Annotated in this window: 22 protein-coding genes; 15 read left to right on the forward strand and 7 right to left on the reverse strand. The window is 38.8% G+C overall.

Annotated features, from left to right (window positions below):
- Positions 1 to 4: 4 nt before the first annotated feature.
- Positions 5 to 592, reverse strand: a complete 588-nt coding sequence (gene rrtA, locus CWB85_RS14280; RefSeq protein WP_138555254.1) for a rhombosortase — start codon at positions 590 to 592, stop codon at positions 5 to 7.
- Between the two features lie 88 nt (positions 593 to 680).
- Between rrtA and ggt the strand changes: the two genes are divergently transcribed.
- The 3 genes from ggt (at position 681) to CWB85_RS14295 (ending at position 5,148) form a co-directional block, all read left to right on the forward strand.
- Positions 681 to 2,471 (forward strand): gamma-glutamyltransferase, encoded by a 1,791-nt coding sequence (ggt, locus tag CWB85_RS14285; RefSeq protein ID WP_138555255.1) that lies wholly within the window; start codon positions 681 to 683, stop codon positions 2,469 to 2,471.
- Positions 2,472 to 2,632: 161 nt separating this feature from the next.
- On the forward strand, positions 2,633 to 4,327 hold the full coding sequence (locus CWB85_RS14290; protein ID WP_138555256.1) for an NAD-dependent malic enzyme: 1,695 nt from the start codon (positions 2,633 to 2,635) through the stop codon (positions 4,325 to 4,327).
- Between the two features lie 107 nt (positions 4,328 to 4,434).
- Positions 4,435 to 5,148: an SIMPL domain-containing protein gene (locus CWB85_RS14295; protein ID WP_138555257.1), complete on the forward strand. Its 714-nt coding sequence runs from the start codon at positions 4,435 to 4,437 to the stop codon at positions 5,146 to 5,148.
- Positions 5,149 to 5,152: 4 nt separating this feature from the next.
- Here the strand turns inward: CWB85_RS14295 and CWB85_RS14300 are convergent, their stop codons facing one another.
- On the reverse strand, positions 5,153 to 6,511 hold the full coding sequence (locus tag CWB85_RS14300; protein ID WP_138555258.1) for a DUF2254 domain-containing protein: 1,359 nt from the start codon (positions 6,509 to 6,511) through the stop codon (positions 5,153 to 5,155).
- Between the two features lie 145 nt (positions 6,512 to 6,656).
- Between CWB85_RS14300 and CWB85_RS14305 the strand changes: the two genes are divergently transcribed.
- From CWB85_RS14305 to CWB85_RS14345, 9 genes are all read left to right on the forward strand, one after another.
- Positions 6,657 to 7,031: an MAPEG family protein gene (locus tag CWB85_RS14305; RefSeq protein ID WP_016709731.1), complete on the forward strand. Its 375-nt coding sequence runs from the start codon at positions 6,657 to 6,659 to the stop codon at positions 7,029 to 7,031.
- 123 nt (positions 7,032 to 7,154) lie between these two features.
- The gene (locus CWB85_RS14310; protein WP_016709732.1) at positions 7,155 to 7,787 is read left to right on the forward strand and encodes a sulfotransferase family protein; all 633 of its coding nucleotides are present in this window, start codon (positions 7,155 to 7,157) and stop codon (positions 7,785 to 7,787) included.
- A gap of 122 nt (positions 7,788 to 7,909) precedes the next feature.
- The gene (locus tag CWB85_RS14315; protein ID WP_016709733.1) at positions 7,910 to 8,482 is read left to right on the forward strand and encodes a MiaE family protein; all 573 of its coding nucleotides are present in this window, start codon (positions 7,910 to 7,912) and stop codon (positions 8,480 to 8,482) included.
- Positions 8,483 to 8,678: 196 nt separating this feature from the next.
- On the forward strand, positions 8,679 to 9,050 hold the full coding sequence (locus CWB85_RS14320) for a hypothetical protein (protein ID WP_016709734.1): 372 nt from the start codon (positions 8,679 to 8,681) through the stop codon (positions 9,048 to 9,050).
- Positions 9,051 to 9,623: 573 nt separating this feature from the next.
- On the forward strand, positions 9,624 to 10,004 hold the full coding sequence (locus CWB85_RS14325; protein WP_016707179.1) for a response regulator: 381 nt from the start codon (positions 9,624 to 9,626) through the stop codon (positions 10,002 to 10,004).
- A gap of 25 nt (positions 10,005 to 10,029) precedes the next feature.
- Positions 10,030 to 10,935, forward strand: coding sequence for an AAA family ATPase (locus CWB85_RS14330; protein WP_016707180.1), 906 nt, complete (start codon positions 10,030 to 10,032; stop codon positions 10,933 to 10,935).
- Positions 10,936 to 11,165: 230 nt separating this feature from the next.
- Positions 11,166 to 11,927: a DUF58 domain-containing protein gene (locus tag CWB85_RS14335; protein WP_171039019.1), complete on the forward strand. Its 762-nt coding sequence runs from the start codon at positions 11,166 to 11,168 to the stop codon at positions 11,925 to 11,927.
- A 1-nt stretch (position 11,928) separates the two neighbouring features.
- Complete coding sequence (locus CWB85_RS14340) at positions 11,929 to 13,917, forward strand: transglutaminase TgpA family protein (RefSeq protein WP_138555260.1); 1,989 nt, start codon at positions 11,929 to 11,931, stop codon at positions 13,915 to 13,917.
- Between the two features lie 2 nt (positions 13,918 to 13,919).
- Positions 13,920 to 15,242 (forward strand): Na+/H+ antiporter family protein, encoded by a 1,323-nt coding sequence (locus CWB85_RS14345; RefSeq protein ID WP_138555261.1) that lies wholly within the window; start codon positions 13,920 to 13,922, stop codon positions 15,240 to 15,242.
- 147 nt (positions 15,243 to 15,389) lie between these two features.
- Here the strand turns inward: CWB85_RS14345 and CWB85_RS14350 are convergent, their stop codons facing one another.
- Genes CWB85_RS14350 through CWB85_RS14360 form a run of 3 tightly spaced genes read right to left on the reverse strand, consistent with a single transcriptional unit; the run spans position 15,390 to position 17,492 of the window.
- Positions 15,390 to 15,821 carry an acyl-CoA thioesterase gene (locus tag CWB85_RS14350; protein ID WP_016707184.1) on the reverse strand — a complete coding sequence of 144 codons (432 nt, stop codon included), beginning with the start codon at positions 15,819 to 15,821 and terminating at the stop codon, positions 15,390 to 15,392.
- A 5-nt stretch (positions 15,822 to 15,826) separates the two neighbouring features.
- Positions 15,827 to 16,642 carry a M23 family metallopeptidase gene (locus CWB85_RS14355; protein WP_016707185.1) on the reverse strand — a complete coding sequence of 272 codons (816 nt, stop codon included), beginning with the start codon at positions 16,640 to 16,642 and terminating at the stop codon, positions 15,827 to 15,829.
- On the reverse strand, positions 16,635 to 17,492 hold the full coding sequence (locus CWB85_RS14360; protein WP_138555262.1) for a 6-carboxytetrahydropterin synthase: 858 nt from the start codon (positions 17,490 to 17,492) through the stop codon (positions 16,635 to 16,637). The genes CWB85_RS14355 and CWB85_RS14360 overlap by 8 nt, the downstream gene beginning before the upstream one ends.
- Positions 17,493 to 17,696: 204 nt before the next feature.
- On the opposite strand from CWB85_RS14360, the gene fabA reads away from it, so the two are divergent.
- On the forward strand, positions 17,697 to 18,212 hold the full coding sequence (gene fabA / locus CWB85_RS14365; RefSeq protein ID WP_016707187.1) for a bifunctional 3-hydroxydecanoyl-ACP dehydratase/trans-2-decenoyl-ACP isomerase: 516 nt from the start codon (positions 17,697 to 17,699) through the stop codon (positions 18,210 to 18,212).
- Between the two features lie 69 nt (positions 18,213 to 18,281).
- Here fabA and rmf read toward each other — a convergent pair whose 3' ends face one another.
- Complete coding sequence (gene rmf, locus CWB85_RS14370; RefSeq protein ID WP_016707188.1) at positions 18,282 to 18,452, reverse strand: ribosome modulation factor; 171 nt, start codon at positions 18,450 to 18,452, stop codon at positions 18,282 to 18,284.
- Between the two features lie 466 nt (positions 18,453 to 18,918).
- On the opposite strand from rmf, the gene acuR reads away from it, so the two are divergent.
- Together acuR and acuI are read left to right on the forward strand one after the other, a co-directional pair.
- Entirely contained in the window at positions 18,919 to 19,554 is a 636-nt protein-coding gene (acuR, locus tag CWB85_RS14375; protein ID WP_138555263.1) for an acrylate utilization transcriptional regulator AcuR, read from the forward strand.
- Between the two features lie 57 nt (positions 19,555 to 19,611).
- Positions 19,612 to 20,604: an acrylyl-CoA reductase (NADPH) gene (acuI, locus tag CWB85_RS14380; protein ID WP_138555264.1), complete on the forward strand. Its 993-nt coding sequence runs from the start codon at positions 19,612 to 19,614 to the stop codon at positions 20,602 to 20,604.
- Between the two features lie 48 nt (positions 20,605 to 20,652).
- Here acuI and CWB85_RS14385 read toward each other — a convergent pair whose 3' ends face one another.
- Entirely contained in the window at positions 20,653 to 21,219 is a 567-nt protein-coding gene (locus CWB85_RS14385; RefSeq protein ID WP_016707191.1) for a hypothetical protein, read from the reverse strand.
- Positions 21,220 to 21,342 lie beyond the last annotated feature (123 nt).

Below are 21,342 nucleotides of genomic sequence, written 5' to 3' on the forward strand. Positions count from 1 at the left end.
AAGCTTAAGCTTGGCGTTTTTTTAAATAAGTCATAACGAGAGGCAGTGCTAACACAATTCCACCTATTGCGCCGATCAGATGCGCATCAATGGCTACCCGTGAAGCGATTAGTTTTCCAACTTCCGCACTTGGGCCATTCAATTGTTCGTAGGCAATTTTGAGCCAAATACCAATAAAAAGTAATATGCCCGTTTTCATACCCGCATCAATATCTTTAATTGCTCCCCAAACAATAACACCATGTAATAGCGCACTCAAACCGGTATAAATGCGAATGTCTGGGCAAAAGTAATAAATACCAATCCCGCACCAAGCAGCCAAAAACACAGTGTGTAGTGCATACTGCGTCGGTTTTGTATGCTCGGCATGCAGCGCCCATATCAATATAATGCCCGTACAATTTAGCCCTAGGTGAGGCCAATTTGCATGAACGTATTGGCTGGTCAACAAGCGCCAAACTTGGCCTTGCTCAATTAATTGGCGATTAAACTCTAAAACATCGTTTAAATTCAATGCCGCTAATAAAGCACTCAATGCCATTAAACATAAAGGGGGTAAAATATAACGCGGTTGCAGTGGTAAATTGACCATTTTATTCTTATTTTCATAGTAAAATTTTGCATATTGTGCCCGTTTAACTTTAAGATGCCAAATATCTCAATGCAAATCAGGCTTTTTTATGTCTTTACCTTTTCAGCGTAGTGTTGCCTTTAGTTTAACGCTGCTTGCTTTACCCATTTTAGCCAGCCAATCCCCGAGAGAAATTCGCGAACCAGAAGCGGCAACCGGTCATCAATACAAACAGCAGGTAACGGGTAAACAGTTTATGGTTGCTGCGGCAAATCCGTATGCAGCAAAAGCAGGGCAAGCAATACTTGCTCAAGGTGGTAGCGCTGTAGATGCTGCAATAGCAACGCAACTTGTACTCACTTTAGTCGAGCCACAATCCTCAGGAATTGGTGGCGGTACTTTTATGCTGCATTATGACAAACAGGACAATAGACTGACCAGTTTCGATGGTCGCGAAACGGCCCCAAGTCATGCTGATGAAACATTATTTCTAGATAAAAATGGCAACGCGGCACCGTGGATAGAAGCTGTGGTGGGGGGGCGCTCAGTGGGTGTACCTGGTTTATTACATGCCTTTGCTAAAGCTCATAAACAATATGGCAAACTTGCGTGGGCTGAGTTATTTAAACCGGCCATTGAACTTGCTGAACAGGGGTTTGTAGTTTCACCACGGTTACATGCGTTACTAGCCAAGCAAATAAACCCAGGGGTGACTAAATTACCGGTGATCCGTGATTATTTTTTTCCAGATGGCAAGCCACTTGCGATAGGTACAATTAAGCAGAATCAGCCGCTAGCCGATTTATATAAACGGATAGCCATTGAAGGAATTGATGCTTTTTATAAAGGCGACAACGCCAAGCAGATGGTTAATGCTGTTACTCATTCACCCGTTGCGCCAGGCACGTTAGCCTTAACTGATTTGGCCAACTATCAAAGTAAGCAACGCGATGCCGTGTGCACTCCTTATCATGCCTATAAAGTGTGCTCTATGGCACCACCTAGCAGCGGTGGTGTCGCTGTTTTACAAATACTAGCGCTACTTGAAGATAAGAACATGGGGCAGTTTAAACCTAATTCAGCGCAGGCTTTGCATTACTTTAGCCAAGCGTCACGGTTAGCGTTTGCTGATCGTAATGTGTATATGGGCGATCCTGACTTTGCTGATATTCCCACTCACGAGTTACTTGATAAACGCTATGTAGAGCAACGAGCAAAACTGATCACTGAACGGGATGAAAAAGCCGTTGCAGGTCAACCTCGTCCACGGCTTAGTTACGCACAAGATGATGCCTATGAATTACCATCGACCACTCATGTATCGATAGTTGATAGTGAAGGTAATGCAGTATCCATGACCAGCTCAATAGAAATGGCATTTGGCTCAACTGTCATGGTTAACGGCTATATTCTAAATAACCAACTAACCGATTTTGCATTATCACCACGTAAAAATGGCAAATTATTAGCGAATCGTGTTGAAGCGGGAAAACGCCCACGTAGTTCCATGTCACCTGTGATGGTGTTTAATCAAGATGGCAGCTTACGCTTAGTCGTTGGTTCTCCTGGTGGTAGTCGCATCATCAATTATGTAGCGCAAGTAGTAATAGGCGTCTTAGATTGGCAATTAACTGCGCAACAAGCAATCGACTTACCAAGAATAACCAACCGTAATAGCTACACCAGCGTAGAGAAAGGGACTGCGTTAGAAGCCATTGTTCCTGAACTACAAAAACGCGGACATACAGTGAAAGTAGTTGATTTAAACTCTGGACTTCATGCCGTCGAAGTAACTAACGATACCTTATTTGGTGCTGCTGATCCGCGTCGCGAAGGGGTGGCTTTAAGTGAGCACAATTTTGTGCTTAAAGAGCATGAAATGCCTGCTAATAAGCCTTAATAGACGTCGTGAATTAATGTACAATTACCACTTATTCGTGTGTTAAGCACACATCGAATGTTTTCTTTTAATGGTCTGACAAGGTTGAATGTCATTGCTTTTTAATATGCAACGGCAATAATGGCAGATCGCAACTTAAAGACATCGTTAAGCTTGGACTTATGACTACAAATACAGACCCAAATTATCTTTATATCCACCATTCAGGCCCTGGTCTGATTGAAACACCACTACTTAATAAAGGCAGCGCATTTACACAAAAAGAGCGTGAAAGTTTCAACCTAGCAGGATTACTGCCTCCTCGCTATGAAACAATTGAAGAACAAGTTGAACGTTGTTACCAACAATATTCAAGTTTTCAGGACAATTTAAACAAACACATTTATCTACGTGCGATTCAAGATAATAATGAAACGCTTTATTATCGCTTAGTACGCGATCATCTTGAAGAGATGTTGCCAATTATATATACCCCAACGGTGGGGGATGCCTGTGAGAAATTCTCAGATATTTACCGCAGTGCCCGTGGTCTATTTATTTCATACGAAGATCGCTATCAGATTGACGATATTTTACGTAATGCCACCAAAGGTAAAGTAAAAGTGATTGTTGTTACCGATGGTGAACGTATTCTTGGCCTTGGCGACCAAGGTATTGGTGGTATGGGGATCCCAATTGGTAAATTATCATTGTACACCGCATGTGGTGGTATCAGCCCTGCGTATACGCTGCCAGTGATGTTAGATGTGGGTACGAATAACGAAAAATTACTCAATGATCCTATGTATATGGGCGCACGTCATAAACGTATTGCACAAGATGAATACGATGAATTTTTAGATCTATTCATTAAAGCCGTTAAGCGCCGTTGGCCAAATGTGTTATTACAATTTGAAGATTTTGCTCAACCGAATGCAATGCCATTATTAAAACGCTATCGCGATGAAATTTGTAGCTTTAATGATGATATCCAAGGAACTGCCGCAGTGACGGTTGGGTCTTTACTTGCTGCATGTCGAGTGAAGAACGTAAAGCTGTCTGAGCAGAAAGTAGTTTTTGTTGGAGCAGGTTCTGCAGGTTGTGGTATTGCTGAACAAATCATTACGCAAATGATCTCAGAAGGTATTTCAGATGAACAAGCACGCAGTCAAGTATTTATGGTTGACCGTTTTGGCTTGTTAACCCAAGGCATGGAAGGATTACGTGATTTCCAACAAGCACTTGCACAGCCAAAAGATAAGTTAGCTGATTGGATATACAGCGGTGAATACGCCTCACTACTTGATGTAATGCACTGCGGCGAGCCTGATATTTTAATAGGTGTGTCAGGGCAACCCGGTTTATTCACTGAGCAAGTTATTCGTGCTATGCACGCAAGTTGCGCGCAACCGATCATTTTCCCATTAAGTAACCCATCTAAACAAGTTGAAGCATTGCCTGAAGACGTAATTAATTGGACTCAGGGCTGTGCTATTGTTGCTACCGGCAGTCCATTTGCACCTGTTCTATACAATGGTGAGACATTTGTCATTCCGCAGTGTAATAACAGCTATATTTTCCCTGGTATTGGCTTAGGTGTGATCGCAGCAAAAGCGACGCGCATTACCGATGCAATGCTCATGGTATCGAGCGAAATATTAGCGGAGTCGTCGCCACGCGCAAACACAGGTAAAGGTAGCTTGCTACCAGCACTCACCGAAATTGAAACATTGAGTAAGCGCATTGCGTTCGGCGTTGCTAAAAAAGCCATCGAAGAGGGCGCTGCACTAGAGATAAGTGATGACATGTTATGGGCAGCAATCAATAAAAATTATTGGTTACCAAAATATCGTAATTACAAACGTTGTAGCATTTAATGTTTGAATGATTAAAAACAGGCTTCGGCCTGTTTTTTTAGGCTTGTTCATTTTAAATTAACCGCGTACCGTATCTAATAACTAAACTAAAACTATTAAGGATATTTATGCGTTATTTACCATTGTTAGCCGCAGCATTTAGTTTCAATGTATTTGCTGCCAGTACACCAGATGCCCCACACATTTATATTCAAGGCCAAGCAAAAATTACGACCGCTGCTGATAATGTTATGCTTGATGTTGGTATTGTTGAGGTGAATAAAGATCTTATGGCCGCAAAACAACAAGCAGATACAACCATGGCTAAAGCAATTAAACTTGCAAAACAAGCCGGTGTATTAGACAAAGATATTAACGCTGGGCAAATAAGCATTCATCGAGAAAACCAATACAATCGCGAAACCAATAAACAAGAATTTGTTGGTTTTAGAGTCTCACGCAGTTTATCTTTGACGTTAAAAGAAATTGATAAATACCCACAGCTGTTACAAAACTTGGTCAGTGGCGGTATTAACGAAATAAATCAAACTCAATTTGTATCTAGCAGATTTCAAGAATTAAAGCAGCAAGCACAAGAAATGGCAATTAAAGATGCAAAAAGTGCTGCCGAAGAGTTTGCATCTGACTTTGATGTAAAAATTAAAGGTCTATACAGTGCATCAATGAGTCCAATAGAGACGAATGTACAACCTTATATGCGAGCCAAAATGGCCAACATGGTAGACGCTGAATCGGGGAGTTTTGTGCCAGACGCTTACCATGCTGGTGAGTTAGTAATTAGCGCTTCTAGTTATGCGATTTACTTAATTGAGGATAAATAAGCGACTAGCTATCTTCATGCTGGTGCTTAAACCGCACCAGCAACTGCTCTCCTTGTTCAGGGCTGATCCTAGCGATTGCTTTGAGCATATTAGTCACTTCTTTTCGGTCATATTGATTACTAATATGCTCGTTTATATCATCAACAATTGCCGTTAAGTAATTAAATAAACTCTTGGTTGCAGAGTCATTTGTATGGGCAATAAACAGTATGTTTTTAAACGCCTCTAAGACATTGGTCATTACATAGCCATCGGTTTTAGCGTAATTACGAATAGGGGTGAAATTATCATGCAGCAGCTCATCAAATGAAGTCTCGTGTAAATACAATAATGGTGAGCCATCACTGTGTTTTAGTGAGTAATTAGTATCACTAATTTTTAACCGTTCAATCAGTAAAATACTCAGCATATCAATTGCTTTAACCGCAGTACCAGGATCGTTAATACCTGGGCTCATTGCCTTAACTGCTATTTCAGATATTTGTGTCAACCCATAGCGATAATGGTCGCTAATATACTCTTCTATATAAAATATAAAACAGTTAAGTAGCTTCTCGAGTAGTTCAGGATCTTGGCTTAAATCATGATTACATTTTAAAAATGGGTAACCTTTAACGGTAAAAAAACCTTGGTTAACCACAATATATAACTCAATCTTATGTTCCGCCAAAATGGCACATAACTTATCGCTGTGCGCCCCTTTAAAATAACCTTCGGTACTACTGCCGATAGAATACCAATGCTCAAAATCAGGGAAGTTATCAATTTTATGTTGCTGCTGGCGCGTAATAATTTGCTGTATGACATTTTTAGTGTGCTTAAATAAATCATTTAACACATTATCTACTTGAATTGCTTTAGAAATTGAGTGGATAAAATACACAAACAGTGCCAGTGAGATCAGCCCAAAAATTAACGAAAATAAAACCCCAAGGGCCGGAATAGCCACTGTATTATCGTCAAGCTGCTTGATGTTGATCAGCATAATAATTGAATAAATTATACTCCCCAAATAAAACCCAAGCACCATTTGATGTGACTTGCGAGTAATAAGGCCAGGGACAACACGAGGCGACAAGCTTGCACTGGCGCTATTTAATACAATCATGACCATAGAGAAGCTAAACACCGTCAGCGAGATAATACTGCCAGCCAAAGTGCTTAAAATGGTCCGCGCATTCTCTTCACTATCCACTAATACAACCGACAAGTATTTTTTTATCGTTTTTACTATTTCAGTGTATTCAATCGACATAGTGAACACCGCAAACAACAAAAATACAACAGCCAGCATTGAAGGGTAAAACCCAATACTATTGATCATTTCTCGGTAGTTATCTGCAATTTTACGTGGTGTAAACATGGCAATCCTTTTTATCTGGTGAATTAAGGGCTGTTAACCTAGAAAGTTAAGCAAACAATACGTTAGCATACAAATCAACATGACTGCTGGGTATTCGTGAATAAATCTTGTGTTATCATGGTAAAAACTATTGGGGACTATTCTTGTGATCATATCTTTCTACGCAGCTGTATTAGCTTTTATGTATATTTATTTAAGTATAAATGTAGTGAAAGTGCGAAAATCTAATCAAATTTCACTCGGCACAGACGATAACCCGCAGTTACTAAGGGCTACACGCGCGCATGGGAACTTTATTGAATACGTGCCTTTTGCACTAATATTAATATTTTTAGCAGAGTTTCAAGGGCTAAGCAGTCACTACTGCCATATTTTAGGGATGTTACTGGTGTTTGGTCGCGTTTGTCATAGCATTGCCATTTACGACAACACCCTAAAGCTGAGAGTCATTGGTATGTTAGCTACGTTTGCGACATTAGCGCTAAGCGCGCTTGCTTTACTATTAGGTCGATTTTTTTAATACTAAATTATCTATCCTAAGCCAGAACAAGAGCATGAGCAGAATAATTGCTATCCACTGTTGTTACTCACACTGGCTTTGTGGTTCACACTTAAAAGATAACCGACTCAATAAATAGCACTTATGGAATCAAAAACTAAAATTTTTATTATTGGTTTGCCGCGAACTGGAACCACCAGTGTTTGTCATGCTTTTCTACAGTTAGGTTTTAGATGTGCGCATACGGCATACATTCAAAAAACCTTCTCCGATGCACAAGTGATAGCTGACACGCCCATTTTTAATGACTATCAACAACTTGATAAGCTTTACCCACACGCAAAGTTTATTTATCTAGAGCGAGCGTTTGATAAATGGTTGCCGTCAATCCGCCAACTATTGCAGCGCATGCATAAAAACCTAACGCGAGAGGATGGGGGGTTCAACCCACACATTAAGCGCTGTTATTTAAATACCTTTGGTGACTTTTCGAGCCATGATCTTGAAACTGATGATTACTTACAACGATGCTATGATGAACACAAAGATACTGCCCAGCGTTATTTTTCAAATCGTCCGGAAGACTTTTTGTCTATTGATATCGCGGATAAGCATAGCTTTGCAGCACTTTGTGCATTCTTACAAATAGGCACAACACTCACTCAGTTTGAAAAAATGAATATAGGTGGCAAGGTCACAGCTTGGAATGCAATAAAGCACCCTCTGAAAATTTCATCAACAGCAAATGGTAAAATTGATAAACAATTATACCCATAAAACTAAATGTAGCAGAACCATTGTAGATAATAGGCATCATAGCTAGTTAAATTGCCTCAACTACAAGATTTTGCAATTCAATTACGTTAAAATCGCGCCATTAGTTTTTAGGTAAAATAATTATGTTTGAATTAAAATACCATACACCGTTTTCGTGGACCGAAGCCGTGCTAGCGGATTTTGATACCTTTTTACAGGATCATGCCGCGGCAGAAAAAAAAGCATCTGGCATGGCTATGTCTATGCTGTCTCATTACCCTGATCGCCGAAAGCTTGTTAAAGCAATGACCGATTTAGCACTAGAAGAAATGATTCATTTCAAGCAAGTGCTAAAACTACTCCTTGACCGCGACGTTAACCTAGGTAACGACCAAAAAGATCCCTACGTAAAACAAATACGTGCTGTTTTTAGAAATGGCCGTGACGAGTTTTTAATGGATAGGCTACTCGTTGGCGCAGTGATAGAGGCGAGGGGACATGAACGTTTCTCTTTAGTTGCACAAGCACTGCCAGCTGGAAAAGAGAAAGATTTTTATGTCGCTATTGCTAAATCAGAAGAAAAACATAAAAACCTCTTCGTTGAATTAGCCTACGAATATTTTGATAAAAATGACGTAGATACCCGCTTAGAAGAAATACTCATAGCGGAAGCCGAGATTTGCCAGAGTATTCCCTTTACCGCTGCACTTCATTAGTAAAATCAGCTATTTATTGTTTTTCTTGTAAAAAGTTACGCAGGAACAATAAATAGCTCATTCCATAATATTACCTGTAAAAACAAGACCCATTAATTATAAAAATAGCCGTTAGCAGCTTAATTGATTAAATAAACATCAAATGTAATATTCATCTTCTATACTTATACTCATACGTAATGATGAGGCGTTGAGCATGAAATGGATGATGACACTCACAACTTTATCTTTAGTTGGTATAGCAATCACGGGAAATTCAATTTACAGCGAAGTTCAGCTGTTTAACAAAACCACAGCATCTGCCGAGGTGACAGCTAATATGTATCGTTCGCTTATTTGGCACATGGACGTTTATAACGACCATGAGTTTATTCATGTTGCCGAATCTTATTTTGCCGATGGCAAAATAGACGCCCGCGAATACAGCAAGCTGCTGCACTTAGCAAAAGAAACCTCAGGGCCATTAATTTACCTAACACAATCTGAAGAACAGCTTTGGCATGCTCGCATTACCTTTAAAAAGTACTTAGAGAATCGAGAAGAGTTTCAATTGGTCGCAAGTCAGTGAAGTAAGGTGTTTTGCTGTGGGCGCTCATGATATTAACCTTTACTAAATTAGGGAGTTAGCTCGATGGCTGAAAGCCATGTTTAGCGTGTAGTGACCACAGATAAATAACCATCATAGCAAAAATAAAAACCATCCCACGATTTATGATTTTACACAGCGCCGTAGATTCTGAACTGTAGTAACTTACCATCACCATTCGGGTTATCATACACCCAAGATTCAGTAGTCAATTCTGAATTACTTATTGATTGTCGGGTTCCAATAGTGATGCCACAAGTGGAAAACTGATTAATAGCGATATAAACAACTTAACATTGAGCGGGGAAATATCGACAATACTAAGTAAATTATTTAATTTAACATAATCTAATTTATAGGCTGTTAATGTTAGTAGGTTTAAAGCAATGCTTTTCGTCATTACCACTTCCACTAAGTCCAATACTAGACGGTATCGGACTTAGTATGAGTTTATGCGAATTATATGATTTAATTCGAGTATCTTTCTTGAGCTTCATTATCGCTTAGCATAGTATTAAAAATACAATTTAAGCTGTATCACAAGAAGTAAACAATATGGAATTTGTGCGCCCGTTAGAACCAATCCTAATAATTGACGATGTTCAAGATATACGTGACTACTTAAATCAAATCTTAACTGAGTTAGGTTTTGAAGATATTCTCGAAAGTAACGATTTTGAATCTGCAAAAAGCCTGATTGATGAAAAATCCCCGAATGTAATTTTCCTTGATATTGAATTACCCGACACCGACGGGACTGAAATTCTTGAGTACCTAAACGATAATTACCCACACACCCATGTTGTCATGTGCTCAGGCCACAATAGCCTTGAGAATGTACAAAATACATGGGAACTTGGCGCTAAAGGCTTTATTGCAAAACCATTTAATGCCAAAAAAGTCGATACGGTTATGAAACGCCTAGAACTTATTTAGCCCACATCAAAACCATAAGGTTATTATGCAACACACTGTACAAGCGATCATTGATGATTTATCTCAGGTTATTTATGGCAAACAACAGCAAATCAAACTCGCGTTAACTTGCTTGTTTAGCCAAGGGCATTTACTCATTGAAGATTTGCCAGGTATGGGAAAAACCACTTTATCGCACGCACTCGCGGCGGTATTAGGTTTAAGCTATCAACGCGTGCAATTTACCAGTGATTTATTACCTTCAGATATACTCGGTTCGAGTATTTTTAATGCCAATGAACATAAATTTACATTTCATAAAGGGCCTGTTTTTAGCCAAGTCGTGCTAGCTGATGAAATTAACCGTGCGGGTCCAAAAACACAAAGTGCATTATTAGAAGCGATGGAAGAATACCAAGTGACTATGGACGGTGATAAATACGCCCTGCCCAGTCCATTCTTTGTGATCGCTACTCAAAATCCATTATACCAATCAGGCACTTACCCTTTACCAGAGTCTCAATTAGACCGTTTTTTTATGCGCATTAGCTTAGGTTTTCCACCGAAAGAAGCTGAAAGGAAATTGATTTTAGGGCAAAACAATCGTGATTATGATCACCTACCCGTACGAATTAACGCCGAACAATTAATTGAAATACAAAAACAAGTAAGTACTATTACTTTGAGTGAGCCGGTTGTTGATTATATCTTGGCGCTTGTTTCATACACGCGTAAGAATAACCAATTTGCTAATGCGCTCTCTCCACGCGCCAGTATTGCTTTAGGTAAAGCAGCACAAGCATGGGCATTTATTGATGGTCGTGATTTTGTCACTCCCGATGATGTTCAAACCATATTTGCCAGCGTAACAGAGCACCGCTTGGGTTTAAATCATGATGTTAGCGCACAACAGCTAAACCAATTATTAAATGATGTTACTGTACCTTTGTAATGCGAAAAAATAACAACCTTGCCCGCTCTACACTATTTTTTCATCTAAAAGCTAAGCTTTTCAGTTTGTTACTTAAAAATAAACACAATACTGAACAGCTTACATTAACGCATAGCAACATTTATATTTTACCTTCCAAGCTAGGTAGTGGCTTTTTACTCGTAACAATACTTAACTTTATCTTGGCTGTTAACTATCAAAATAATTTGATTTTAGTGATGGCATATTTGATGCTAGTTGTAATGATTTTTTCATTATTGCTCGGTTATAACAATGTTAGAGGTTTAGGGCTTTATTACAAAAGGCATATTGCTAACTATGCCCCACAGTGTGCACAACTAGAGTTAGAGCTTTCGACTGATACAATATGCCAATCGCTGCAGTTTATTTACGAAAAAAAAATACTCGCAACGTTTGATGAAACAACCCCTACTTCGCAATTGATACATTTAGATTTACCGATGAATCAACGCGGTGCCTACCCATTGCAGCGCTTAAAAATCATTAGTCACTATCCGTTTGGTTTAGTATCGGCATGGAGCTACATGCAATTAACGCAGACTGTTTTTGTTTACCCGCAACAACGTAAGCCTGTACAACAAGAGAATCATCAGCACAATAAAAACAGTATGGATGATGGCGATCAAAAGAATATGCACGGTAGCAATGAGTTTGATGGCTTGACTCCCCATCAAGTTGGTATGAATTTGAAACGCGTGTCATGGAAACATTATGCTAAAACTCAGCAATTGATGGTTAAGGATTTTGTTAATTACTCAGCGCAAAGTGTATTTTTTGATTTTAATCAGTTACAAGGAAGTACTGAATCTCGACTTCAGCAATTGAGCTATTTGATCAGCCAAGCATACTTGCAAGGTACAACGTATGGTTTGCAATTAGAAAGTATCTCATTCGAGGTGAGTGAAGGAAAAGAACACTGTAAAAATTGCTTAGAAGCACTCAGTCGCTTTTCCAAAATAGCCAAGGATTAACATGAGAGTTGTTAATAATTTAACTGCAATTAATTTATCATTATCAATAGTTTATATATTAGTATTGAGTTTTATCTTTACTGAACTCCCGTTGGCATTTAATACACTGTTAGTGGGTTTATGTATTTGGAATCTTGCGGTTACCTTATTAAAGCGTAATAAGCCTAATGCATTATTAGCAAATACATTAGCCGGGTTGAGTTTGATTGTTTTGTTTTATGATGTTGGCTTTAGCGATACCGTTACGTTGTTCGTGGCGATGCTGATTTTATCGAGCTTATTTAAATTACTCCAAGCAACGACAAAAAAACACTATCAAACAATTACTCTACTTAGCTTTTTTAGCCTGTCTACTGTTTATCTATTTTCTCAAAGTTTATTTGCAACATTGATTATTAGCCTTTTATACATTCTAAATTTTGCTGTTTTGGCTTTAATTGAATCCAAACATAACTTAAAAATAGCCGTTAAAGGGAGTTTAAAATTATTGCTGTTGGCGTTACCTATTTCGATTTTTTTACTGTTATTGCTACCAAAAGTACCTGCATTTTGGCAGCTACCAGGGCCTAAACTGGCTAAAACAGGATTATCAGAAAGTGTTGACCCATTCGACATTGCGCAATTATCTAACTCAGATGAATTAGTTTTTAGAGCAAAGTTTGATGAGCAAAGGCCGTCTCCCCCCTACTACTGGCGTGCCATAATACATGACGAATTTGATGGTAAAACTTGGCTAATATCGGACATTTTGAAAGCCAAACAAGTGATTGGTCAAAACACCACTAAGCTAGGCGCAGAACCTTTATTTAGTTACCAAATATTTGCAGAGCCAGCCGCTAAACCTTGGCTGTATGGTTTACAACTTTCGAGCTCAACATATAAAGACGTCAAAACAACCAGTGATGGATTATTACTTCGTAAACGTTTTTTAGCCAGTAGTATTAGTTATACCACACAAAGTTACCCACTCGAGTCAGCGCTTCTATCACGTTCAGTACAGTATCAGAATGCCCAACTAAATTTAGCAAAAGAGACCAATCTTCAGTCACAAACGTTTGCTAAGCGTTTATATGAGCAACAAAACAAGGATGACGGTGCTTTTTATTCAGCCTTATATGAGTACTTTGCCAACAATGGATTCAGTTACACCTTAACACCCGATCCAATTACTGGTAGCAATACTTTAGACCAATTTTTATTTAATAATAAACGTGGTTTTTGCGGACATTATGCCAGTACAGCTGCATTTATGTTTAGAAGCGTTGGCATTCCAGCGCGTGTTGTTTCTGGTTATTTAGGCGGTGAATACAATGAGCAAAATAGTTATCTCAGTGTTTATCAATATGATGCACATGCTTGGGTCGAAGTGTACATAAAAAACAAAGGGTGGCAGATTTTTGATGCAACAGCTGTGGTTTCACCTGAACGATTAAATGGTTCGTTGTCACAGCATACACAACTGAATAATGAATTTACCAGTAACTTAAGTTTTGGCCTATTGAGGTTAAGCAATATAGCTGGCTTTAATTGGCTCAGACTCAAACTTGAAAACCTTGATTACCAATGGACTAGCTGGGTGTTAGGGTTTGATCAGCAAAAACAGGCCTCCTTGTTAAACAAGTTGTTTGGCAACAAGAAACTGTGGCAGATTTCACTGATTGTGATTGCAACAGTGTGCATGACATTTATTTGTTATTTTGTGTACTTATCGTGGCCAAAAAAATCCTCGGAGCCCAAACATGCTCTGACCAAAGACTATCTTAAACTAGTTAATTGGTGTGAAAAACAAGGCATTGTTGCTAAGCAAAACCAAACACCATTGCAGTTTTTAGACTATGCGGCACATAAACAGCCAGAGAAACGAATATATATTGAACAATTTGCACAGTTATACTCCGATGTGCGTTATCGACAGTTAGTATTTAATAGTTATCGTAAAAAACACAGTAAAGATCTGATAAAATCAATTAAAACAAAGATGAAGAGATAATTATGAATGCAGTTGTGATCGGTGTGTTATTAATGCTGGGACTCACTTTAGCGCGGGTTAATGTCATTGTAGCCATGACGCTCAGTGCTTTAGTCGCTGGTTTAACTGCGGGTTTAAGTTTAACTGATACTCTTGATGCATTTAATGCTGGCCTGTCTGGTGGGGCAGAAATTGCCCTAAGCTATGCGATGTTAGGCGCGTTTGCAGTTGCAATCTCAAAGTCTGGACTGACCCGGATACTCGCGGCAAAATTATTAGCAAAAGTTAATAATAACAGTGCAAATAGCGAAACTAGCCTCAGTTACTTCATCTTGTTTATTATTTTAGCTTGTGCAATCTCATCCCAAAATTTAGTGCCTGTGCATATTGCCTTTATTCCTATTTTGATCCCGCCGTTACTAATTGTATTTAATAAATTAAAATTAGATCGCCGCGCCATTGCATGTATTTTAACCTTTGGCTTAGCAACATCTTATATGGTATTGCCCTATGGCTTTGGTGGGATATATTTATACTCAATTTTACATAAAAACCTTGTTGATAATGGCCTTGATATTATTAATAGCCAAGTACCATTAGCGATGGTCATCCCTGCTTTTGGTATGTTAGCTGGCTTACTTATTGCGGTATTTATTAGCTATAGAAAACGTCGGGAGTATCACCAAGACGAACTAGATGAACAGGCTACAAGTATTGCAGTTGAACAACCCAAAAAAGTACTACTTGTTGGAGTCACTGCAGTACTAGCCTCTTTAGTTGCTCAAAATGTTAGTGGCTCTATGATTTTAGGCGGCTTAGTTGGGGTTATGATCTTTAGTTTATTTGGTGTAGTTAAGTGGGAGCAAAATAGCGACGTATTCAGTAAAGGCGTGGCTATGATGGCGATGATTGGTTTTATTATGATCTCAGCCCAAGGTTTTGCTGCCGTGATGAAAGCAACAGGCGATGTAACTAGCTTAGTACACAGCGCTGCATTAGTGATTGATGGTAATAAACCTTTAGCCGCTGCACTTATTCTATTAGTGGGTTTAATGATCACTATGGGCATTGGTAGTTCTTTTTCTACCGTGCCAATTATCGCAACTTTGTTTGTCCCCTTGTGTTTAGAGCTGAACTTTTCAATTATGGCAACTGCCGCGTTGGTTGGCACTGCTGGTGCATTAGGGGATGCTGGCTCTCCTGCGTCTGATTCAACACTTGGCCCAACCTCTGGATTAAATGCAGACGGTCAACATGACCACATTTGGGATTCGGTAGTGCCTACTTTTATCCATTTTAATATTCCACTGCTCATATTTGGCTGGATTGCAGCCATGGTGCTGTAACTCACTAAGCAAACGCCCACTACTTGGTGAATAATTATTAGTTTTCCACGTTAGCTAAGTATTAAGTTTGATTAAATATAGTATGATGTGTTCTTATTAATTAGAAAAGAAAGCACATTGCTGTGCTTTCTTTTCTATAATTGTTAATTAAAAACCATAGATCATTTTATCGCAAACAACAGGCGTTGGTCTGTGGTTATCATCAACCGCAACAAACGTAAAACTGCCTGTGATTGCTGAGTGCTTATCATCTGTGTGCATGGTTTCTAAAAATATTTCTACATCTACTCTTAAGCTGGTATTGCCTACGTGAACAACTTTTGAAATCAACTCTGCAAAAGTACCAGCAGGAATGGCTTCTTTAAAATCAACTCTATCTGATGAAATAGTTACCAATGGTTTACGACAAAAACGGGTTGCTGCAATGAATGCAACTTCATCCATCCATGCTAAAGCATCGCCACCAAATAAGGTGTTGTGATGATTTGTACGCCCAGGAAAAACAGTTTTAGTCACCGAGGTGGTTGAATCTTTAATACGTTGAGCAATTATTTCTTCACGGTTTACTTGTGTTGTCATGTTCTCTACTTTTTGTTCGCTAATGTGTCTAACATCATAAGTGCAGGATCGAGCCTTTCGCCTTTCCAGTTAAAACGCCAATCTAAATGCGGCCCTGTTACACGGCCTGTGGCACCAATCTCGGCAATTTTATCACCACGCTTTATGGTATCCCCTACTTTTACATCGAGTTTACTTAAATGTATATATGTAGACGTTACACTGTGCCCGTGGTCTAAAATTAGTGTGCCGCCAGAGTAATAAAGATCACTATCGGCAAATACTACTGTGCCACTTACTGGCGCATACACAGGGCTGCCGGTTTTGTTCGCAATATCTAAGCCGAAGTGTGGACGACGTGGTTCACCGTTAAAGTAGCGTTGGCTGCCATATACGCCAGAGATACGACCTTCAGCCGGTTTATAGACAGGGTCTAAAAAGTATCGAAGGTCAGAATCAATTTTTCGTGCATTTTTTACAGCAACCGCTTCGCGACTAATTCGCTCACTGACCTCTTTAGGGGGCGATACATACTTACTTGCTACACCGGTAATTTTATCAATTTTATAATCACGTTTTGTGATTACAATCGCTTGCTGGTGCTCAGTGCCAGATGCATCTACCCACGTTAACTTATGTGTTAACTCAGCATCACGACCAAAACCAAAAACAAATTCGCCTTGCTCTGTGGTTTTTAATGCTTGGCCATTAAAGCTGATTGATTTAACACCTTCAATCTTGCCAGTAACTAAGCCACCTTGCGTTAAATGACCTTGCAATTCAACTGCATCAGTAAAAAAACTCACTGTGGCAAAGAACGACAGTGCTAATAACTTACGCATAACAAATCGATCCTTTTGCAACCCCTTCATAGGCTGTAATTTTGACATCACTATCAGGGTGCTGAGCTTTAACCTGCTCTGCTAAATAACCTGCAATACATTCTACCGTTGTATCAACCGGTAAAATATCACAACGGGCTTTACTTATCGCCATCTCAAAATAACCTTGTGCCGCAGTATACGCAAAACACAGGTCATTTTCAGTTGCAGTAATATGTTGCAGCTGGCTTGTTGAAACTTGATCTTCAGCGGTTGCTAAATAGATATCTTGCCACTTATCAGCCCACTGTTTTTGTAAGCGCGGCATCGCCATGCCATCAAGTGCAATACCAATTTGCGAACGATGACCATGAATGATGCGTTGGCAATTCCCATCGTGTTTTTTAAGACCATGACTATAGTGATAATAAAAGCTCTTACTGTGTTCAGGCTTTAATTCAATCTCAATTTTATCAATGTTACTTGGTAACTGCGGCATAATCGTCGCGATTAAAAATTCAATCACTGATTGCTCATTTACAACCTCGGCATCAATTAAACAATACGCTTGATTAGGCGCACTCATTGCTAAATGGTGGTCATCACCAAACGTACAATCTAGTGTTGTATAATCACCATGGTTTTCGATAGAGCCATTAATTTTATTACCAATAGCCAATTTGTGATCTATGCATTGGTCAATAATCCCTTTAATTTGCTTTTTAACTAAGCCAAAATCGAGCACCATAGACTCTTCATTTAACTTGCCATGCAAGGTTAAATCAACAATCCAGCTTTCACCTACTGCGCCTCGTTTGTTACAAAGATAAGAAAAATCAATTACGGTAAGTGCGTTAACAAAAAGGATCATAAACTTCCTTTATACTGGTTAAAAAATCACGGTAATTATAATGATTTTTGCTCCTAATTGCGCGATTAAATCGTGTAATTAGCATGTTCTTCACCTAAGCGGTGTAATTTCATGCAAAAAAATTATTTTTTTAACTGCTCCGAGTTGTTTAGCGTACAAGTGTACGCTAAAGTACGGGGCAATTTCTAAGCGATGATAAGTGTTATGGAACCTAAAAATAGCTATACAAAAGAAGATTTGATCCTGTGTGGTCAAGGTGAAATGTTTGGTGAAGGCAATTGTCGTCTACCAAGTGACAATATGTTAATGATGGATCGTATCATCTCAATCACTGATGACGGTGGTGAGCATGGTAAAGGTGAAATCATTGCTGAATTAGATATCAACCCAGATCTATGGTTTTTTGACTGTCACTTTAAAGGTGATCCGGTAATGCCTGGCTGTCTTGGTTTAGATGCAATGTGGCAATTAGTTGGCTTTTTCCTTGGTTGGTCAGGTGGCCCCGGTCTTGGTCGTGCATTAGGGGTGGGTGAAGTTAAATTTACCGGTCAAATTCTACCAACAGCTAAAAAAGTGACCTATCGTTTAACAATGAAACGCGTGATAAAACGTAAATTATTCATGGGTATGGCTGATGGTACGGTTGAAGTAGATGGCCGTGTAATCTATGAAGCAAAAGATTTAAAAGTTGGCTTATTCCAAGATACCAGTGCATTTTAATTAAAGTGTAATGTTACAAAAACGCCGCTTCATACAGCGGCGTTTTTGCTTAAATTCGAAACATGAAAATTAGGTTTTATACATATTGCGATTTTCTATCGCTTCGCGCCAACCACCTAACCACTCTGATTTTGGGTCTACTTGTTGATAAGGGCATAGGTCCTTAGACCGACCAGCCAAACCTGCTTTAAAACCTTGAGAATGAGCTCTTTCTAACCGATCTCTTTTCTGTCTCTTCATAGGTAAATCCTCACCTTTTATATTTATATATTTGTAGCGTTTATTTCATCTACAATTAATGAATAGTTAATAAAACTGTTAAATTCAAATCACAAAAGCAATTAAATAAATTGACTTTAACTAAGCTACTGATGCAAAAATGAATTAACATATAAAAAAGTAAAGTGGTCGTACCAACTGCTGTGCGACCTATTTCTGTACAAAAAAATTACGACTATTTAATCATTAACACGCAGTTTCCTGCCTTAATTGTGACTACCATTTATAGGTGAAGTTCCTATAAAAAATGTAATTATGACAACTTTATTTCAACTCATTAATAGTAAAGCAGTTTAATTTTAGAACTATTTTTTCATTTGATTGCATGCATCAACATCGTCTTTTGGGCAAAACATGCACTACTTTTTATGCGGTGTATAAAAATTAATCCTTGCATAAATAAATACGATCGGTCTAATATGTGTTTATGCTAAATAATAATCAAAATCCACCACGTCGTGGTCGTCCACCAAAAGTTGCTCGCAGTAATGCCGACACTAAAGCATTACTTATCTCAACTGGGGTCGAAACACTTACAGAATTTGGCTTCAGTGCAACTGGGCTTGATACTATATTAAAAAAAGTAGGCGTGCCAAAAGGCTCTTTTTACCACTACTTTAATAATAAAGATGCCTATGGCTTAGCCGTAATCGATGCCTATAATGATTATTTTATTGCTAAGCTTCGCCGCTACTTAGAACAAGATGATGTTCCTCAGTTAGAGCGACTTATTAATTTTACCCAAAGTGCCGCTCGAGGAATGGACAAATATGATTTTAATCGAGGTTGTCTCATTGGTAATTTAAATCAAGAGCTCAATCACCTCAGCGATGAATTTAAAAATAAGCTACTGAGCAGCTATCAAGCATGGCAACAACTTGTCCAAACCTGTTTAGAGCAAGCTCAGCGAGAAGGCGTTATAGCCACCAGCGTCAATACACAGCAAATGAGTGAGTTTTTTTGGATCGGCTGGGAGGGAGCAGTAATGCGAGCTAAGCTCACTAAAAATGCTCAACCCTTGATTTTATATACAGAAATGTTTTTACGCGCATTACTAAGATAATTAAGCAATGCGTTTTTATTTACCAATTAAAAGACGATCGGTCTAAAAGGAGCCATAATGAACACACAGTTTAAAGCGCTTGTAATAACCAATAGTGATGATACTTATTCTGCATCATTACAAACACTTAACCACAGCGAATTACCCGAGCATAATGTAACGGTTGATGTTTTGTATAGCACCTTAAATTATAAAGATGGCCTAGCGATCACCGGGAAAGGACCTGTTGTGCGTTCATTTCCAATGGTGCCAGGTATTGATCTAGTAGGTAAAGTCACAACGAGTCATTCAAGTGAGTTCAACACAGACCAACTCGTACTATTGAACGGTTTTGGTGTCGGCGAAAAACACTGGGGAGGCCTTGCTCAGCAAGCGTCATTAAAAGATGAATGGCTGATCCCCCTCCCTGCCACCTTAACACCTAAACAAGCGATGCAAATTGGCACTGCTGGTTACACAGCAATGCTCAGTATCATTGCCCTTGAAAAACAAGAGATCACACCTGACTCAGGAGATATTTTAGTAACGGGTGCTAACGGTGGTGTCGGAAGCTTTTCGGTGTATTTACTTAATTTATTAGGTTATACCGTTGTTGCTGCCACAGGAAGAGTAGATCAAACTGATCATTTAAAACAACTTGGTGCTTCACAAGTAATTGACCGCTCAGAGTTATCATCCCCAGGTAAACCGCTTGCTAAAGAACGCTTTGCTGCAGCCATCGATTCTGTCGGTAGCCACACGCTTGCTAATGTTTGTGCCTCTTTAAAATATGGCGGTGTTGTTACTGCATGTGGTTTAGCACAAGGTATGGATTTCCCCGCTTCCGTTGCCCCTTTTATTCTGCGTGGTATTTCATTAATAGGCATAGACAGTGTAATGCGCCCTAAAATTGACAGAATTCAAGCGTGGCAACGCTTAGGAGAATTGGTTGAACAAAGTTACTTAGATAAAATATCAACTGAAATTAACTTAGACGATGTGGTTAACGCTGCTAATGAACTCATGGCCGGTAATATTCGTGGCCGTGTAGTGGTTAATTGTCAGCTGTAAAATGAGCAACTAAAGCTTCTTATAGAAGAAGCTTTAGTTGTTATATAACTAAGCACCTAGACTTGTTAGTTTATCTTTCATTTCTTCTTTTGAAATCAAACCCATTTCATGTTGCTTTTTAACTTTGCGGATAGTGTCAAAATTATCTAGTTTTAAGCGTGCTTTAGCTAATTTTTGCTCTTTTTCTTGTTCTGAAATTACATCAAGTTTCACCGCTTTTTCAAGCTTCTCTTTTTCTTGATCATATTCTTTTTGGAAAATAGCTTTCTCTTGAATGATGATTTGATCTTTGAGTTTTTTCTCAATTTCAATTGCTTCATCTTCAAGCTCAATTTTTTTCTCAAGCAAAGGTTCAATACGATTCAGCGCTTCTTGCAAAACTGTTTCGACGTTTTGGCCTTGGTTTTCTAGTAAGTTTTCTACGTACTTTTTACCAATATCTTGGTAGCTTATATTCAACTGTCCTTCGATTGAGGTGATTTCCGAGCGGATCGCTGATAATTTTGAATTTTCTTTCATTGAGGTGCTCATATCTGAGCTTAACTTAGATGTTGATTCGCTAATATTTGAACCAATTGTTGTCGCTTGTGTTTTAATTTTATTAAAAAGACCCATGTATATTATTCCTTAAATTCATCATCCAATGCTGTGGCATCATGCCAGCGCTTTATACAAAGCCTAGGTATATTACCGATAAAGAAAACAAATGTAAATTGCATAAACAAACTACTTAGGTAT

The organism is Pseudoalteromonas sp. S1727 (genome assembly GCF_005886375.1).
Lineage (GTDB): Bacteria > Pseudomonadota > Gammaproteobacteria > Enterobacterales > Alteromonadaceae > Pseudoalteromonas > Pseudoalteromonas haloplanktis.

Coding starts and splice junctions, on each gene's coding strand:
- rrtA (WP_138555254.1), bottom strand. CDS start 592: ATGGTCAATTTACCACTGCAACCGCGTTATATTTTACCCCCTTTATGT.
- ggt (WP_138555255.1), top strand. CDS start 681: ATGTCTTTACCTTTTCAGCGTAGTGTTGCCTTTAGTTTAACGCTGCTT.
- CWB85_RS14290 (WP_138555256.1), top strand. CDS start 2,633: ATGACTACAAATACAGACCCAAATTATCTTTATATCCACCATTCAGGC.
- CWB85_RS14295 (WP_138555257.1), top strand. CDS start 4,435: ATGCGTTATTTACCATTGTTAGCCGCAGCATTTAGTTTCAATGTATTT.
- CWB85_RS14300 (WP_138555258.1), bottom strand. CDS start 6,511: ATGTTTACACCACGTAAAATTGCAGATAACTACCGAGAAATGATCAAT.
- CWB85_RS14310 (WP_016709732.1), top strand. CDS start 7,155: ATGGAATCAAAAACTAAAATTTTTATTATTGGTTTGCCGCGAACTGGA.
- CWB85_RS14315 (WP_016709733.1), top strand. CDS start 7,910: ATGTTTGAATTAAAATACCATACACCGTTTTCGTGGACCGAAGCCGTG.
- CWB85_RS14320 (WP_016709734.1), top strand. CDS start 8,679: ATGAAATGGATGATGACACTCACAACTTTATCTTTAGTTGGTATAGCA.
- CWB85_RS14325 (WP_016707179.1), top strand. CDS start 9,624: ATGGAATTTGTGCGCCCGTTAGAACCAATCCTAATAATTGACGATGTT.
- CWB85_RS14330 (WP_016707180.1), top strand. CDS start 10,030: ATGCAACACACTGTACAAGCGATCATTGATGATTTATCTCAGGTTATT.
- CWB85_RS14335 (WP_171039019.1), top strand. CDS start 11,166: ATGCTAGTTGTAATGATTTTTTCATTATTGCTCGGTTATAACAATGTT.
- CWB85_RS14340 (WP_138555260.1), top strand. CDS start 11,929: ATGAGAGTTGTTAATAATTTAACTGCAATTAATTTATCATTATCAATA.
- CWB85_RS14345 (WP_138555261.1), top strand. CDS start 13,920: ATGAATGCAGTTGTGATCGGTGTGTTATTAATGCTGGGACTCACTTTA.
- CWB85_RS14350 (WP_016707184.1), bottom strand. CDS start 15,821: ATGACAACACAAGTAAACCGTGAAGAAATAATTGCTCAACGTATTAAA.
- CWB85_RS14355 (WP_016707185.1), bottom strand. CDS start 16,642: ATGCGTAAGTTATTAGCACTGTCGTTCTTTGCCACAGTGAGTTTTTTT.
- CWB85_RS14360 (WP_138555262.1), bottom strand. CDS start 17,492: ATGATCCTTTTTGTTAACGCACTTACCGTAATTGATTTTTCTTATCTT.
- fabA (WP_016707187.1), top strand. CDS start 17,697: ATGGAACCTAAAAATAGCTATACAAAAGAAGATTTGATCCTGTGTGGT.
- rmf (WP_016707188.1), bottom strand. CDS start 18,452: ATGAAGAGACAGAAAAGAGATCGGTTAGAAAGAGCTCATTCTCAAGGT.
- acuR (WP_138555263.1), top strand. CDS start 18,919: ATGCTAAATAATAATCAAAATCCACCACGTCGTGGTCGTCCACCAAAA.
- acuI (WP_138555264.1), top strand. CDS start 19,612: ATGAACACACAGTTTAAAGCGCTTGTAATAACCAATAGTGATGATACT.
- CWB85_RS14385 (WP_016707191.1), bottom strand. CDS start 21,219: ATGGGTCTTTTTAATAAAATTAAAACACAAGCGACAACAATTGGTTCA.